Origin of the sequence: Streptomyces sp. NRRL WC-3605, assembly GCF_001509795.1 — a bacterium.
GTDB lineage: Bacteria > Actinomycetota > Actinomycetes > Streptomycetales > Streptomycetaceae > Streptomyces > Streptomyces viridochromogenes.
Window position 1 is genome coordinate 1 of sequence record NZ_LLZN01000113.1, and the last position, 15,486, is coordinate 15,486.

The window sequence follows — 15,486 nt, forward strand, 5'->3', positions numbered from 1 at the left end:
ACCCCCGGCCCCCCCCCCGCCGGGACCGCCACCCCCGCCACCCACGAACCCTCCTCCACACCCCCCGACGTCTCCCTCGTCCGTTCCGAGGCCCTCACGCAGCGGCGGCCCGGCAGCGCCCTGGCCGAGCCCTCCCGGTCCAAGCGCCGCCGTATCGCCGTAGGGGTCGCCCTGGGAGCCGTCGTGGTCTCCGGTGCGGTCGTCGCCGGTGTCCTGCTGAACGGGGGCGGGTCGCCCGGCGGCGCCAAGGCCGGGTCGGGGGCGTCTGCGTCGGCGTCCGCGAGCGTGTCCTCGTCGCCGACCGTCGAGGGCACCTCACGCCCGCAGAGCCTGCCGCCCGGCGCCCACCGGGAGGCGGGCGGGTTCGCCTGGGCGACCCCCAAGGGCTGGAAGCGCGACGTCAAGACCGGTGCCGAGGTGCACTACACCGCACCGGACGGCACCCAGGAACTCGCCGCCAAGTCGTCGCTCGCGCGCGGCGACCTCATGGACTCCTGGGAGCAGTCCGAGCAGGACGCCCGCCGGGGCGCCGACTACCGCAAGATCCGCCTGGAGCGCACCACGTTCCGGGACCACCCGGCGGTCGTCTGGGAGTACTCCTTCACGCTCCAGGGCGAGCCCTGGCACGCCCGGCTGCTCGGCTTCACCGTGGACGGCAAGTCGTACCAGATCAACACCTGGTACCGCCCGGAGGCCGAGGAGCGGGCCCTGGAGACCTACGGCCAGGTCAGGGACAGCTTCACGGTGCTGTGACCGGGCCGTGCGGAGAACGAAGGGGGGAGGGGCGGCGGGCGCGCCTCAGCGCGTCCACCGCCCCTCCCCAGGGCACTCGGAGTCGTGGCGTCAGCCGGCCTTGACCTCATCCAGCGGAGCGTCCTCCGCGTCCGCACCCGCCACCGCCGCAGCGGCCCTGCGCCGGGCGCCGGCCTTCTCCTTCACGAAGGCCACCACCAGCACCAGCGCGGCCACGAGCAGCGACAGCAGCACCGTCTGCCGGCCGTCGTGCTCGGTGTCGGTGAGCATGTAGCCGAGGACGAACACGATCAGCGCGGCCGTCGCCCAGGTCAGGTACGGGTACAGCCACATCTTCACGACGAGCTTCTCCGGCGCCTCGCGCTGGATGATCCGCCGCATGCGCAGCTGCGAGAAGCAGATCACCAGCCAGACGAACAGGGCGACCGCGCCGGAGGAGTTGACGAGGAAGAGGAAGACCGAGTCCGGGAACTTGTAGTTGAAGAACACGGCCACGAACCCGAACGCCACCGACGCGAGGATCGCCGTGCGCGGCACACCGTTTCCGGTCGTCCGGCCGAAGGCCTGGGGCGCGTCGCCGCGCTGGCCGAGCGAGAAGGCCATCCGGGACGCCGTGTACAGGCCGGAGTTGAGGCACGACAGCACCGAGGTCAGCACGATGAAGTTCATGATCTGACCGGCGTGCGGGATGCCGAGCGAGTCCAGCGCGGCGACATAGGACCCGTCGTCGGCGATCGCCTTGCTGTCCCAGGGCAGCAGCGACACCACGACGAGGATGGAGCCCAGGTAGAAGACGGCGACCCGCCAGATGATGCTGTTGGTGGCCTTGGTGACGGCCTTCTGCGGGTTCTCCGACTCACCGGCGGCCAGCGTGGCGATCTCGCTGCCCATGAAGGAGAAGACGACCAGCAGCACGCCGGTGAGGATGGCTCCCGGACCGTGCGGCAGGAAGCCGCCGTGCCCGGTGAGGTTGCCGAACCCGGCCTGGTCGCTGTCGACGCCCGGCAGCACACCGAAGATCGCCAGCAGGCCGACCACGATGAAGCCGGCGATCGCGACGACCTTGATCCCGGCGAACCAGAACTCGAACTCGCCGTACGACCCGACGGACACCAGGTTCGTCGCGGTCAGCACGATCATCACGATGAGGGCCCAGGCCCACTGCGGGACGGCCGGGATCCAGCCCTCCAGGATCACCGCGCCGGCGGTCGCCTCGACCGCCAGCACGACCACCCAGAAGAACCAGTACAGCCAGCCGATGGAGAAGCCGGCCCAGCGCCCGAGCGCCCGGTCGGCGTGGGCGGAGAAGGAACCCGAGGTCGGGTTGGCCGCGGACATCTCACCGAGCATGCGCATCACCAGCACCACGAGCGTGCCGACGAGCGCGTACGAGAGGAGGATGCCGGGTCCTGCCGTGGCGATACCGGAGCTGGACCCGACGAAGAGCCCGGCGCCGATGACGCCACCGATGGCGATCATGGAGAGGTGACGGTCCTTGAGCCCGGCCTGCAGGCCGTGGCCGCCGACAGCCGGTGCGGCCGTCTTCTTTGTCGGCTGCGAAGTCATGGAACGGAATTTCCTTTGCGCCGTGGGGAGCGGTCCTCGTACGGAACGGATCACGTCGGCGTACGAGCCGGACCAGTGAATCGGAGGAGAACCGATTCGGGAACCTTTGATTCGGGATTGTTACTTGAGCTTTCCTTGAGGTTCCATAGTCCAGGTCACATTTTCCGGCGTTGACCACCCGACGCTGCTGCCCCGTCGCGGCCGTGTCACACTCGTGGCATGCGCGTGTATCTCGGCTCCGACCATGCGGGCTTCGAACTCAAGAACCACCTCGTCGACTGGCTGAAGGCCGCCGGTCACGACCCGGTGGACTGCGGGCCCCACATCTACGACGCCCAGGACGACTACCCGCCCTTCTGCCTCCGCGCGGCGGAGAGGACGGCCGCGGACCCCGAGGCCCTCGGCATCGTCATCGGCGGCTCCGGCAACGGCGAGCAGATCGCCGCGAACAAGGTGAAGGGCGTCCGCGCCGCGCTCGCCTGGAGCGAGGAGACGGCGGCGCTCGGCCGCCAGCACAACAACGCCAACGTCGTGGCCGTCGGCGCGCGCATGCACACGACCGAGGAGGCGACGAAGTTCGTCGAGACCTTCCTCGGCACCCCGTACTCGGGTGAGGACCGTCACACCCGCCGGATCGAGATGCTCAGCGCCTACGAGACGACGGGCGAGCTGCCCCCGATCCCGGCCCACCACCCGCAGCAGGAGCAGTAACGCCGACCGGAGGCCGGGGGAGCACCGCCCCCCGGCCGGACCGGACGGCCCGGTCCCGCCCCGGGAGACGACGAAGGAGCCACCGTGCCTGAGGGGCACACCATCCACCGGCTGGCCCAGGACTACGCCGCCGCCTTCCGCGGCACGTCACCCCGGGTCACCAGCCCTCAGGGCAAGTTCTCCGACGCCGCGGCCCTCCTGGACGGCGCCGAGCTCACCCGCACCGACGCCCACGGCAAGCACCTCTTCCTGGGCTTCCGCGACACCGACTGGGTCCACATCCACCTCGGCCTCTTCGGCAAGGTCGCCTTCGGCCCCGCCTCCGCGCCCCCGCCCACGGACACCGTGCGGCTGCGCCTCGCGAACACCGCCGCCCACGTCGACCTGCGCGGCCCCACCACCTGCGCCCTGATCACCGGCAGCGAGAAGCAGGCGGTCCACGACCGCCTCGGCCCCGACCCGCTGCGCGCCGACGCCGACCCGCGCGAGGCGTACCGGCGGATCTCCCGCAGCCGTACCTCCATCGCCGCCCTGCTCATGGACCAGAAGGTCGTCGCCGGCGTCGGCAACGTCTACCGGGCCGAGGTCCTCTTCCGGCACGGCATCGACCCCTACCGCGCCGGCCGGGACATCACCCCGGCCCAGTGGGACGCGATCTGGGCGGACCTCGTCGCCCTCATGCGCGAGGGCGTGCGCACCAACCGCATCGACACCGTCCGCCCCGAGCACACCCCGGAGGCGATGGGCCGCCCGCCCCGCGTCGACGACCACGGCGGCGAGGTCTACGTCTACCGCCGGGCGAACCAGCCCTGTCACCTGTGCGGCGGCGAGATCCGCACCGCCGGCCTCGCCGCCCGCAACCTCTTCTGGTGCCCCGGCTGCCAGACGCCGTGACCTAGTGCTGTGACCGGAAAGGTTCACCGGCTCGCGGCGCCCGGCACGGCACCTCGCCGCGTTGTCGCATGACCCGAGTACATCCAGTACGCGGGTCATGCTCCGCCTTGCGATGCAGCGAACCTTCCCGGTCACAGCACTAGCCGGCCGCGCGTCAGAAGCCGTGCGGCAGCCAGGGCGCCACCGGGGAGGCGAAGCCCGTCGCGGCCTCGTCCAGCGCCCCGCGCCGCAGCTCCCGCACCCGCCCGGCGGCGGCCAGCGCCCGCAGGCCCACCCCGCCGAGATACGCCGCCCCCAACTCCCGTACGGACAGCACGAGATCGGGCGTTTCCGTCGTACGCCCGCACGACGCGCCCTTGGCGTCGCCGGTGAGCCGCCAACGCCCCTCGTTCCAGGGGCAGAAGGCGTCCTCGACGTCGAACACCACGTCCACCGGGGCCTGGTAGGTCCGCGCCTCCAGCGCGGCGCCCACGTCCACCAGACGCACGTGCAGGGCGTCCTTCACGCGGATGTCGCACCGCCGGATGTCCGACACCTGGTACTGCCACGCCTCGTCCACGGCCCGCGACCGCGTCACCACCTTCGACGTCAGGTCGACGTCGAACAGGAACCGCCACAACGCCGCCTCCGCGGCCGGGTCCAGCGCCTGCAGGTCCCGCAGCCGCACGGTCCCGTCGGGTCCGCCGTGCCCCCACTCCGGCTGCACACTGAACCGCGCGTAGCCGACGACGGCGCCGTCCCGCTCCGCCACCACGCACTGCAGCGGCGAGCCGCCGCCGCGGTCGCTCTCCGGGTCCAGGATCCCGAGCCGCTCCCACCCGGGGAGCCGCGCGATCATCCCCGGCCGCCGCGGCACCGCGGCCGCGTACACCGCCTCGCACACGTCGAGGACGTCGGCGGGACCCGCGTACCGCAGCCGTACGTCATCGGTGCCCGGCGGCACCGACAGGCGTACCCGGGAGGTGTCGATCTCGGCGCTCGCCGCGAACGTGCCGACGCCGTAGCCGAACCGGCCGTAGATCGCCGGCTCGGACGCGGTCAGCACCGCCAGCGGACGGCCCGACGCGCGTACGTCGTCCAGCTGACGGCGCATCATCGACGTCAGCACACCGCGCCGGCGGTGCGTGGCGGCCACGCCGACCATCGTGACGCCCGCCGCGGGCACGGACGCCCCGCCCGGCACGGTCACCCGGAAACTGAACGCGCCGGCCGTGCCCACGCACGCGTCCCCGTCCCAGACGCCGAGGGAGTGCTCGACCTCGGTCAGGGACCGGAAGAGCTCCCGTTCCTCGGCCGCCTCCGGCACCCCGCCGAAGGCGCGAACGAGGGAGTCGTACCAGATGTCCCACTCGTCCTGCCGCAACGGCCGTGGCCGAAGTCCGCCCGCGTCGCCCGCGCTCTCTTTCACCATGGACCATGCGTACCAGCGCGGTGCGGACGGGGGCGAGGCAATTTCCCGGTGACGGCGACGCGACGGCCATGTGTGAAGTTCACTGTGAAGTTGAACCTCGGACGGGGGACAAGTGGGACCTCCCGTGCCAAGCGACTGGTCCGATGGATAGGGTCCCGAACTGATGGCAGCAGGACGAGAGCGGCGCACGGCCGCCGAGACGTTCACGGCCCGGTCGAAGATGCAGTGGCACCGGGTCCGGACCGCCCTGCGCAGAAGCGCCGTGGACTACTTCCGCGGCGACGGCTCGGACTGGGTCGCGCTCGCCGGACTGCTCGTGACCGTGCCGCTGATCTGCTCCGCCACGATGATGAACCCGGTCTGGTTCTCCCCGGCCGCGCTGGTCCTGCCGATCGTGGCGGGCGGGGTGCTGCTGCGCCCCGCGAGCCTGCTCGGTCTGTACGCGGCGGCGGCCACCGCGCTCATCGTCGAGTCCGTCCAGCTCGGCCCCTACACCGAGGGGCCGTCGCGGGTCACCCCGGGCGTCGTCCTCGTCGTGGCCGCGTGCGGCTTCTTCGGGCTGCTCATCGCGCAGTTCCGCAGCCGGGTCGGCGTGCCCTGGCGGCGCGGCGGCACCATGCTCTTCGACCTGCGCGAGCGCATCCGGGTGCAGAGCAAGCTGCCGCAACTGCCGCACGGCTGGCACCGCGAGATGGCGCTGCGCCCGGCCGGCGGCCAGTCCTTCTCCGGTGACTTCGTCGTCGCGGCCCGCACCAACGGCGGCCGCACGCTGGAGGTCGTCCTCACCGACGTCTCCGGCAAGGGCATGGACGCCGGTTCCCGCGCGCTGCTGCTGTCGGGCGCCTTCGGCGGCCTGCTGGGCAGCCTCCCCCCGCACGCCTTCCTGCCCGCCGCCAACGGCTATCTGCTGCGGCAGGACTGGGACGAGGGCTTCGCGACCTCCATCCACCTCGTCCTGGACCTCGACTCGGGCGACTACGAGCTCTACTCGGCCGGGCATCCGCCGGGCCTCCAGCTCAGCGCGGGCAGCGGGCGCTGGGAGGAGAAGGCCGCCGAGGGCCCGCTCCTCGGTGTGTACGACGGCGCCCAGTTCGACCCGGTGAAGGGCTCGTTGCGGCCCGGCGACGTCCTGATGCTGTTCACGGACGGTCTGGTCGAGACGTCCGACCGGGACATCACCGAGGGCATCGACCGCCTCACGGGGGAGGCCGACCGGTACGTCGCGGGCGGGTTCCACGGTGCGGCCTGGCACCTCATCGAGGCCGTCGCGAAGGACGTCAACGACGACCGGGCGCTGCTGCTGATCTGCCGTGAGGGGCCGACGGCGTCGGTGGCGCCCTGAGCGGCACACTGTGCGGGTGACCGAGACACCGCGGGACACCCCGCAGCCCACGCTGTCCCTCGCCGAGGTGGAGGCCGTCGCCCGCGCCGCCCACGCGGAGCAGACCGACAAGGCCGGGCGGCCGTACAGCGAGCATCTGAGCGCCGTCGCGGAGGGTGTCCGCACGCGGGGCGGCGACGACGACCAGATCGCGGCGGCCTGGCTGCACGACGCCGTGGAGGACGACGCGCTGTCCGAGGAGTGGCTGGCGGGGGCCGCGCTGAGCAGCCGTACGAAGGACATCGTGCGGGCCGTCACCAAGCGGGCCGGGGAACCGCCCGAGGACTACGCGTCCCGCATTCTCGCCACGCCCGGCGCGCTGCTGGTGAAGGAGGCCGATCTGGCGCACAACGCCGATCCGGCGCGGCTCGCGGTCCTGGACGAGGCGACCCGGAGACGACTGACCGAGAAGTACACGCGGATGCGCGCACTCCTCGGTCTGCCGGGAACGTGAGCCCCTGGGGTCAGGCGTCGACCTTCTCGCGGGCGGAGGAGCCTTCCCGCCGCTCGCGGGCGCGGGCCATCTCGGCCGCGTCCCGCTTGAACGCCCACTCCATCTTCGGCTCCATGGCGAACCGGAAGACCCGGCGCACGGGCGCGGTGCACAGCAGAGTGACACCGACCGCCGCGAGGACGGTGACGAAGACCGCGCCGAGCGGGCGGTGCAGCCAGGCCGGCTCGAACCAGCCCTGGTAGTCACCGGCCTTCACGACGAAGCCGTGCAGCAGGTAGCCGCAGAGCGTGCCGGCGCCGAGCGTGGTGAACCACATCCGCCGGCGCGGCACCCAGGCGAAGAAGCAGGCCGTCAGCAGCAGCGAGCAGCCGAACATCGCCAGCACCATGACCGGGCCGGTCCACCACGGGGCCGCGAGCTCCTGCGCGGCGTCGCGGTGGTAGAACCACGCGGTGTTCATGCGCGGCACCGCCCAGTAGGCGAACAGGAGCGTCACCACGCCGATGGGCAGCGACAGCAGACGTGTCGTGCGCGTGCGCACCATGTGGAAGTGCTCCGGCTTCATGATCAGACCGAGCACGAAGTACGGCAGGAACTGCAGGACCCGCTGGAGGTCGAGGTCGTCGCCGATCTCCGGGGTGACGGTCGCCATCATGGCGAGACCGAGCGCGATGGGCAGCGGCCAGCGCACGATCTTCCACAGGGGTGTGGTCAGCCGCCAGATGAACAGCGCGCACAGGAACCAGGTCAGGTACCAGGGATCCAGGATGCTGACGTCCATGCCGGGGTCGTCGTCGATCCAGCGCTTGAAGAGCGGGTAGGCCGTCTCGAAGACGATGTACGGCACCGCGACGCCGGTGATCAGCCGCTTCATCCGGCTGGGGCTGGCGTCGAAGCTGCGGGAGAAGAAGCCGGAGATGATGATGAACGCCGGCATGTGGAACGTGTACACGACCGTGTACATCGTCTCCAGGATCCGGCTGCCGCCCTTGATCGGCTCCCAGGAGTGTCCTATGGCGACGAGGACGATCGCCAGGTACTTGGCGTTGTCGAAGAACGCGTCGCGCTGCTTGGCGCCGTTCGACGCGGCTCTGGTGGTGTCCTGAGCCTTCCTGTTCTGCGGTGAGCGCGGACTCGGCACTCCGTCCGCCGGCTGCTGGGCCGGGGGGAGTGGCGCTCTGTTGTGGCCGTGCGGTCGCAGCGAGTCCGTCACAGACCCTCCCGCCGGAAACCGGGGGAGAGGATCCCGGACCGCGCTGCGCATGCGGGGGACGAGGCAGCGTGGAACATCTGAGGCACCCTAGCGTTGTCTGAGTGATTTCGTAAAACCCGCGAGGTCATTAACGTTTATTGTGCGCAACCTCGCACGGGCGGCCAACGCACCCCTTGGCAGACCCTTGTTGGGCGCCCGCCTTGTCCGGATTCATACCGACAAGGCAAGCCATATGGCCAGGAGATGTCGCCGATGTAATGATCAACCCTCCATGAATTCGAAATAGCTGCGAACACCTTGTGTGGCGATGGAAACGATCCCGTCGAATTGCCTCCGCGGGTGTCGCCTCGAAATGCTGTACGGGTGGGGCGGGGAGAGGCGTTCACCCCTCGGCACGCCCGGCACGCCCGGCACGCGTGTGGCGAACGAAACGTCACGTGCCGCATAGGCGGGCCCGGTTGGTGGCACGATGGTTCTGGCGGGGGTGCGCGGGGTCGCGTCCCCGGGCCGGGAGAGCGGACCGACCGAGGGTGTGATCTGTTGTGGCCATTTCGCTGTCAGTGGTGCTGCTGTTGGCGATCGTGCTGGTGGTACTGATCCGAGGCGGATCCCTGAAGGCCGGCCCCGCCGTCGTCGCCGTGCTGTTCGGCTTCTTCCTGGCCTCGACGGGCATGGCCGACGACATCCAGCGGTTCCTCAACTCCATAGCGGAGACCATCAACTCCATCCAGTTCTAGAGGTGTCGGGCCCAGGGGCCGTCGGGCCGCCCGGACACCTACGGATACCCTCGTTCGAGATCGTCGAACGGTGCGGAACGGGGGGACGTACGGCATGGCGCTGCGCGAGACCGACCCGGCGGAGGTCGGCGGTTACGCGATCGAGGACCGCCTCGGCGCCGGCGGCATGGGCGTCGTCTACCTGGCCCGCTCCGCCTCCGGCCGCCGGCTCGCCCTGAAGGTCGTGCACGCCCAGTACGCCGACGACGACGAGTTCCGCACCCGCTTCCGCCGAGAGGTCGCGGCGGCACGCCAGGTCAGCGGCGCCTTCACGGCCCCCGTCGTGGACGCCGACGCCGACGCCGCCCGCCCCTGGATGGCCACGCTCTACATCCCCGGCGAGGACCTCGGCACCCACGTCCGCCGCCACGGCCCGCTCCCCGCGCCGAAGTTGCGCGAACTCGCCGCCGGACTCGCGGAGGCACTGCGCGACATCCACCGCGCCGGGATGGTCCACCGGGATCTGAAACCGGCCAACGTGATGCTCGCCGAGGACGGGCCCCGCGTCATCGACTTCGGCATCTCGCGGGCCACTGATTCCGGCGCCGCGGACGTCCTCACCCAGACCGGCCGGGTGATGGGCACGCCGCCCTTCATGTCCCCGGAGCAGTTCTCCTCACCGCAGGACGTCGGCCCCGCCGCCGACGTGTTCTCCCTCGGCTCCGTCCTGGTGTACGCCGCCACCGGCAAGGGCCCGTTCGACAGCCCGAGCCCCTACGAGACGGCCCTGCGGGTCGTCGACGGCACCCCCGAACTCGACGGCGTACCGCCCGAACTGCTCACTGTCGTCCGGTTGTGCCTGGAGAAGCGCCCTGCCTCCCGGCCCACCACCGGTGAACTCCTCGCCCTCCTGCGCGACGGCCGCCTGCCCGACCCGCGCCCCGGCGACGCCACTCAGGCCGTGCCGCGGGACGCGCCCCCGCCCCGCCGCCGCGGACGCCTCTGGCTCGCCCCCGCCGCGGGCGCCCTGGCCCTGGCGGCCCTCGCCGCCCTGACGTTCACCCTCACCTCCGAGGAGGCCGCCCCCGGGAACCTGCCCGCCGGCTGGCAGCCCTGGCGCAGCAAGTCCAAGGACCCCGGCGTCGACAAGGAGCCGACCGCCCCCGACGGCCCCTTCGCCCGCTGCGCGGCCACCGGGGCGTCCCTGGTGTGCGCCGGCGACGACGTCATGGCGACCCGCTTCGCCCTCGCCGACGGCCGCAACACCTGGGCCCGCCCCGTCGACGAGACCCCCGACGAGCTCGGCCTCGGCGACCAGGGCACGATCCTCGCCGCCCGCGCCGGTCGCGTCTTCGTCTACGGCTCCGACGACCGCACCGTGCGCGACGAGAACCACTACCGCTACACCGTGCGGGCACTCGACGCCGACAGCGGTGAGGTGCTGTGGTCCACGGTCACCGGCGACGGACCCGAGGCGTCCGAACCCAACAGCGAGCTCGGCTACGCCGTCGCCGTCCCCGAGGGCATCGTCACCGTCCACGGACCGAAGGGGCAGCAGTACGCCCTGCTCGGCGCCGACGACGGCGAGGTCCGCTGGAGACACCCGCTCCCCGACCCCGACAGCCGGATATGCCTGCTGCGCGGCGCCGGCGGCCAGGCGTACGTGGTCTGCCAGAACTGGTCCCTCGACGACGAACACGTCTCAGGCACCAGCGTCACCCAGCTCGACCCGGCCACCGGGCGGCCCCGCTGGACGGTCCCCCTCGACGGCGACCTGGACATCGTCGGCGAGACCGGCGGACGCCTGGTCCTGCTCCCCACGACGGGCGCCCACCGCACCCTGACCCTCATCGACGCCGACTCGCACATCGTGACGGCCGTACGCCTGTCCGAGGCCCAGCCCGAGACGTCGACCCCCACCCTGCTCGGCGGCCGGCTCCTGTACACCCGGCCCAGCGGCAGCGTCCGCGCCTTCGCTCCGGAGGACGGACGCAGGCTCTGGGAGAGCAACTCCACCGTGGAGTCGCCCGGCGTCCCGGTGGCCTCCGCCACCCACCTCTACCTGGCGTCCCCGAGCGGCCGCCTCGCCGCCCTCGACCTGCGCACCGGCAGGGTCACCGCCACGCTCCAGGGGCGCGACGACGGCGGCACCGCGGACGCCGGCGCAGGCGCCCCCCTGACCCTCGTGGGCGACGCCCTGTACGTCCCGTACGGCGTCCGCTCCGTCTACAGCGTGGACGTCCGCGCCCTGTGAAAAGGCGCCGGTCCAGGCCCCCGCCTCTGGCATCCTGCGGGTCCATGACAACCGCACGCGTCCCCGAGCCCGCCCGCGCCGCCCTCACGATCGACGGCCGCCGCCTGTCCTACCTCGACTTCGGCGGCCCGGGGCGGCCCCTGCTCGCGCTGCACGGGCACTTCAACGAGGGCCGCACGTTCGCCCGCCTCGCACGGGCGCTGTTCCCGCACTGGCGCGTCGTCGCGCCCGACCAGCGCGGGCACGGCTTCTCGGACCGGGGACCGGACTTCTCCCGGGAGGGCTACGTCGGCGACGCGGCCGCGCTCCTCGCCCACCTCGGCCTGGAGCGTCCGGTGGTGCTCGGGCACTCGATGGGCGGGGTCAACGCCTACCAGCTCGCCGCACGCCACCCGGAGCTGGTGAGCGCGCTCGTCATCGAGGACATCGGTACCGAGATCGACGACGACCTGTCCTTCTGCCTGTCCTGGCCGCACCGGGCACCCACCCGCGCGGCCCTGGTCGAACAGCTGGGGGACTCGGCCCGCTACCTCACCGACGCCCTGCGCGAGTACGCCGACGGCTGGGGCCTCGCCTTCCGCGCCGAGGACATGGTCACCTCCGTCGGCCAGGTCAACGGCGACCACTGGGACGACTGGCTGGCCACGGACTGCCCGGCCCTCCTCGTCCACGGCACCCGGAGCGACACCCTCACCGAGGCCCACGCGAAGGACCTGGTCGCCCGCCGCCCCCGCACCCGCCTCGCCCAGCTCCCCACCGGCCACACGGTCCACGAGACGGACCCCGAAGGCTACGCGGCCGTGGTGGCCGCCTTCCTCGACTCCCTGAAGGGCTGACGGCGGCGCGGGCCTGTGCCAAGATCGCCGGATGCTGCGACTGACCGATTTCATCATCGACTGCCCGGACACGATGAAGCTGGCGGCCTTCTACTCCGAGGTGACCGGCCGTCCGATCAAGGAAGGCAGCACCGAGGAGTGGGCCGGCATCCGGTTCGGCGAGATCGAGCTGGCCTTCATCCGCGTGGACGACTACCGCGCCCCGCAGTGGCCCGACAGCGAGCACCCCAAGCAGTTCCACCTCGACTTCGAGGTGGACGAGATCGAGCCCGAGCAGCGCCGCGTCCTCGCCCTGGGCGCCACACTGAAGCAGGACTTCATCCGCCCCGACGGCTACGGCTGGCAGGTCTACACCGACCCGGTCGGCCACCCCTTCTGCCTGTGCCGCAACAAGGGCGTCGTCTGGACCGACGAGGGCCCGACCTGGCCCGGCCGCGACTGACCGGGGCACCGCCCCGGAAAACGATCAGGGCCAGGCGGAGGAGAAACCCTCCGGCCTGGCCCTGAGCCGTACAGAGCGGGCGACGGGAATCGAACCCGCGTAGCTAGTTTGGAAGACTAGGGCTCTACCATTGAGCTACGCCCGCACATCGACGCGCCGCAGGTCGGTGACCGCGGCACTGGAGGCATCGTAGCGGGTCGGCCCCCCTCGTCGCACACCCCGTCAATGCGGAGGCCGCGCCAGCTGCGGGCATGTACCCTACGTGTCGCACCAGCACGGGGTGTGGCGCAGCTTGGTAGCGCGTCCGCTTTGGGAGCGGAAGGCCGTGGGTTCAAATCCCGCCACCCCGACCACGACCGGTCACCGCCGGCCTCCGCACGGCCACCCCGTGTGATCACGGCCGATGATCGCCTTTGGGGCGTGTCCTCGCTGCCGTTACTATGCAAGCTGCACGCCCGTGTGTCTCTCCGTAAGTCACGAAGTCCTCCGGGCGGCGAATCCGCCGGACCAGTCTGGTGCCGGCAGAACCCGAGAAGTCAGCCACAAGGAGACCGAACCGTGAAGAGCGCCGTGGAGACCCTGAACCCGACCCGGGTTCGGCTCACTGTCGAGGTGCCCTTCGAGGAGCTCAAGGACAGCCTCGACGCGGCGTACAAGAAGATCAACCAGCAGGTCACGGTGAAGGGCTTCCGCAAGGGCAAGATCCCCGCCCGCGTCATCGACCAGCGGTTCGGTCGTGGCGCCGTGCTGGAGGAGGCCGTCAACGACGCGCTTCCGAAGTTCTACACCGAGGCCGTCAACGAGGCCGAGATCGACGTCCTGGGCCAGCCCGAGGTCGACATCACCGAGCTGAAGGACGGCGAGACGCTGAACTTCACCGCCGAGGTCGACGTCCGCCCCGCCATCGAGATCCCGGACTTCTCCGGCATCGAGGTCGAGGTCGACGCCGTCGAGGTCACCGACGACGACGTCGAGAAGTCCGTCGAGCAGCTGCGCGAGCGCTTCGCGTCGACCTCCCCGGTCGAGCGCGCCGCCCAGGACGGCGACGTCGTCACCATCGACCTGGAGGCCAAGGTCGACGGCGAGGTCCTCGAGGACGGCATCGCCAGCGGTGTCTCGTACACCATCGGCTCCGGCGAGCTGCTGGACGGCATCGACGACGCCGTGAAGGGCCTGGAGGCCGGTGGCGAGGCCACCTTCACCTCCGAACTCAAGGGCGGCTCGGCGGCCGGCAAGGAGGCCGAGGTCACCGTCAAGGTCACCCAGGTCGCCGCCCGCGAACTGCCCGAGCTGGACGACGAGTTCGCGCAGCTCGCCTCCGAGTTCGACACCCTCGACGAGCTCAAGGCGGACAGCCGCAAGCGCCTCGAGAACATGAAGCAGTACGACCAGGCCACGCAGGCCCAGGAGCGCGTCCTGGAGAAGCTGCTGGAGATGGTCGAGGTGCCCGTCCCCGAGAAGCTCCTCGAGGACGAGATCAACACCCGTAAGCACAACCTCGAGCACCACCAGCTCGGCCAGATGGGCCTCGACCTCGCGAAGTACCTGGAGATCCAGGGCAAGACCGAGGAGGAGTTCGACGCCGAGACCAAGGAAGCCGCGGTCAAGGGCATCAAGACGCAGTTCGTCCTCGACGAGCTCGTCAAGCAGGAGAAGCTGAACGTCAACCAGGAGGAGCTCACCGAGCACCTCATGCGCCGCGCGGCCTCCTCCGGCATGTCCCCCGACCAGTTCGCCCAGGCGGTCGTCGAGGGCGGCCAGGTTCCGCTCCTGGTCGGCGAGGTCGCCCGCGGCAAGGCCCTGGCCGTCGTGGTCGAGAAGGCCACGGTCAAGGACACCAACGGCGAGGTCGTCGACCTCGACGACGAGGACGAGGTCGAGCAGGCCACGGAGGCCGTCGAGGCCGCCGAGGGCACCGCCGACGAGTCCGCCGCGGAGAAGTCCGAGGGCTGAGCCGGCGGCAGCGCCAGTACACCTGTGAAGGGCCCGGAGGATCACATGATCCCCGGGCCCTTCCGGCATGCTCCCGGCGCGCCGCCGCCCACCGCGCACCCCGTGGCGCTACGCCCCCGGCGAACACCTGCCGCTCCGGGATTCCCCGAAGGGACCAGCGCGTTAGGGTCCATGAGTATGAGGGCAGGGGAGTCCCCGTTGCCCTCGCAGGACACGTGAGACGGCCCGGCGCCGTCGTAAGACGAGCAGGTGGATACGTGACGAATCTGATGCCCTCCGCCGCCGGTGAGCCTTCCATCGGTGGTGGCCTCGGTGACCAGGTCTACAACCGGCTGCTCAACGAGCGGATCATCTTCCTCGGCCAGCCGGTCGACGACGACATCGCGAACAAGATCACCGCGCAGCTGCTGCTCCTTGCCGCGGACCCGGACAAGGACATTTACCTCTACATCAACAGCCCCGGCGGCTCGATCACGGCCGGCATGGCGATCTACGACACCATGCAGTTCATCAAGAACGACGTCGTGACGATCGCCATGGGTCTCGCGGCCTCCATGGGGCAGTTCCTGCTCAGTGCGGGCACCCCGGGCAAGCGCTTCGCGCTGCCGAACGCCGAGATCCTGATCCACCAGCCGTCGGCCGGTCTGGCCGGTTCTGCCTCGGACATCAAGATCCACGCCGAGCGGCTGCTGCACACCAAGAAGCGCATGGCCGAACTCACGTCCCAGCACACGGGCCAGTCGGTCGAGCAGATCACCCGCGACTCGGACCGCGACCGCTGGTTCGACGCTTTCGAGGCCAAGGAGTACGGCCTCATCGACGACGTCATCCCGACGGCCGCCGGGATGCCGGGCGGCGGCGGCACCGGGGCGGCCTGACGGCCCCCTGCACAGCCCTCAGCC

General features: G+C 71.2%; 13 protein-coding genes, 2 tRNA genes and 1 pseudogene. 12 read left to right on the forward strand and 4 right to left on the reverse strand.

The genetic code is table 11. The features are described 5' to 3' along the window. A pseudogene (locus ADL34_RS32525) lies at nt 1-753 on the forward strand (serine/threonine protein kinase); the annotation flags it as partial. Between the two features lie 90 nt (nt 754-843). On the opposite strand, the gene ADL34_RS32530 reads toward ADL34_RS32525, so the two are convergent. After that, nucleotides 844-2,319, reverse strand: coding sequence for an amino acid permease (locus ADL34_RS32530; RefSeq protein WP_062669880.1), 1,476 nt, complete (start codon nt 2,317-2,319; stop codon nt 844-846). Between the two features lie 219 nt (nt 2,320-2,538). On the opposite strand from ADL34_RS32530, the gene ADL34_RS32535 reads away from it, so the two are divergent. Together ADL34_RS32535 and ADL34_RS32540 are read left to right on the forward strand one after the other, a co-directional pair. Continuing rightward, on the forward strand, nt 2,539-3,030 hold the full coding sequence (locus ADL34_RS32535) for a ribose-5-phosphate isomerase (protein WP_055623859.1): 492 nt from the start codon (nt 2,539-2,541) through the stop codon (nt 3,028-3,030). Between the two features lie 84 nt (nt 3,031-3,114). Further along, nucleotides 3,115-3,924, forward strand: coding sequence for an Fpg/Nei family DNA glycosylase (locus ADL34_RS32540; protein WP_062669882.1), 810 nt, complete (start codon nt 3,115-3,117; stop codon nt 3,922-3,924). A 154-nt stretch (nt 3,925-4,078) separates the two neighbouring features. Here ADL34_RS32540 and ADL34_RS32545 read toward each other — a convergent pair whose 3' ends face one another. After that, nucleotides 4,079-5,335: a GNAT family N-acetyltransferase gene (locus ADL34_RS32545; protein ID WP_062669884.1), complete on the reverse strand. Its 1,257-nt coding sequence runs from the start codon at nt 5,333-5,335 to the stop codon at nt 4,079-4,081. Between the two features lie 163 nt (nt 5,336-5,498). Between ADL34_RS32545 and ADL34_RS32550 the strand changes: the two genes are divergently transcribed. Next, entirely contained in the window at nt 5,499-6,677 is a 1,179-nt protein-coding gene (locus ADL34_RS32550) for a PP2C family protein-serine/threonine phosphatase (protein ID WP_062669886.1), read from the forward strand. A 16-nt stretch (nt 6,678-6,693) separates the two neighbouring features. Then, nucleotides 6,694-7,170, forward strand: a complete 477-nt coding sequence (locus ADL34_RS32555) for an HD domain-containing protein (protein WP_062669976.1) — start codon at nt 6,694-6,696, stop codon at nt 7,168-7,170. Between the two features lie 10 nt (nt 7,171-7,180). Here the strand turns inward: ADL34_RS32555 and ADL34_RS32560 are convergent, their stop codons facing one another. Then, a complete protein-coding gene (locus ADL34_RS32560; protein WP_062669888.1) occupies nt 7,181-8,383 on the reverse strand; it encodes an acyltransferase family protein in 1,203 nt (400 codons plus the stop codon). Between the two features lie 542 nt (nt 8,384-8,925). Here ADL34_RS32560 and ADL34_RS32565 point away from each other — a divergent pair. The 4 genes from ADL34_RS32565 (at nt 8,926) to ADL34_RS32580 (ending at nt 12,631) form a co-directional block, all read left to right on the forward strand. Further along, a complete protein-coding gene (locus tag ADL34_RS32565; RefSeq protein WP_004001285.1) occupies nt 8,926-9,120 on the forward strand; it encodes a hypothetical protein in 195 nt (64 codons plus the stop codon). A gap of 70 nt (nt 9,121-9,190) precedes the next feature. Beyond that, nucleotides 9,191-11,353, forward strand: coding sequence for a serine/threonine-protein kinase (locus tag ADL34_RS32570; protein ID WP_234375162.1), 2,163 nt, complete (start codon nt 9,191-9,193; stop codon nt 11,351-11,353). Nucleotides 11,354-11,397: 44 nt separating this feature from the next. After that, nucleotides 11,398-12,189: an alpha/beta fold hydrolase gene (locus ADL34_RS32575; RefSeq protein ID WP_062669892.1), complete on the forward strand. Its 792-nt coding sequence runs from the start codon at nt 11,398-11,400 to the stop codon at nt 12,187-12,189. Nucleotides 12,190-12,220: 31 nt separating this feature from the next. Beyond that, a complete protein-coding gene (locus ADL34_RS32580) occupies nt 12,221-12,631 on the forward strand; it encodes a VOC family protein (protein ID WP_062669894.1) in 411 nt (136 codons plus the stop codon). Between the two features lie 74 nt (nt 12,632-12,705). Here the strand turns inward: ADL34_RS32580 and ADL34_RS32585 are convergent. Beyond that, nucleotides 12,706-12,776 (reverse strand) — tRNA-Gly (locus tag ADL34_RS32585). A gap of 131 nt (nt 12,777-12,907) precedes the next feature. Here ADL34_RS32585 and ADL34_RS32590 point away from each other — a divergent pair. From ADL34_RS32590 to ADL34_RS32600, 3 genes are all read left to right on the forward strand, one after another. Next, nucleotides 12,908-12,984, forward strand: a tRNA-Pro gene (locus ADL34_RS32590). Nucleotides 12,985-13,189: 205 nt separating this feature from the next. Further along, complete coding sequence (gene tig, locus ADL34_RS32595) at nt 13,190-14,584, forward strand: trigger factor (protein WP_062669896.1); 1,395 nt, start codon at nt 13,190-13,192, stop codon at nt 14,582-14,584. 269 nt (nt 14,585-14,853) lie between these two features. Then, nucleotides 14,854-15,462 (forward strand): ATP-dependent Clp protease proteolytic subunit, encoded by a 609-nt coding sequence (locus ADL34_RS32600; RefSeq protein ID WP_055570713.1) that lies wholly within the window; start codon nt 14,854-14,856, stop codon nt 15,460-15,462. The last annotated feature ends 24 nt before the right edge of the window (nt 15,463-15,486 follow it).

Coding starts and splice junctions, on each gene's coding strand:
- ADL34_RS32530 (WP_062669880.1), bottom strand. CDS start 2,319: ATGACTTCGCAGCCGACAAAGAAGACGGCCGCACCGGCTGTCGGCGGC.
- ADL34_RS32575 (WP_062669892.1), top strand. CDS start 11,398: ATGACAACCGCACGCGTCCCCGAGCCCGCCCGCGCCGCCCTCACGATC.
- ADL34_RS32550 (WP_062669886.1), top strand. CDS start 5,499: ATGGCAGCAGGACGAGAGCGGCGCACGGCCGCCGAGACGTTCACGGCC.
- ADL34_RS32580 (WP_062669894.1), top strand. CDS start 12,221: ATGCTGCGACTGACCGATTTCATCATCGACTGCCCGGACACGATGAAG.
- ADL34_RS32545 (WP_062669884.1), bottom strand. CDS start 5,335: ATGGTGAAAGAGAGCGCGGGCGACGCGGGCGGACTTCGGCCACGGCCG.
- ADL34_RS32600 (WP_055570713.1), top strand. CDS start 14,854: ATGCCCTCCGCCGCCGGTGAGCCTTCCATCGGTGGTGGCCTCGGTGAC.
- ADL34_RS32535 (WP_055623859.1), top strand. CDS start 2,539: ATGCGCGTGTATCTCGGCTCCGACCATGCGGGCTTCGAACTCAAGAAC.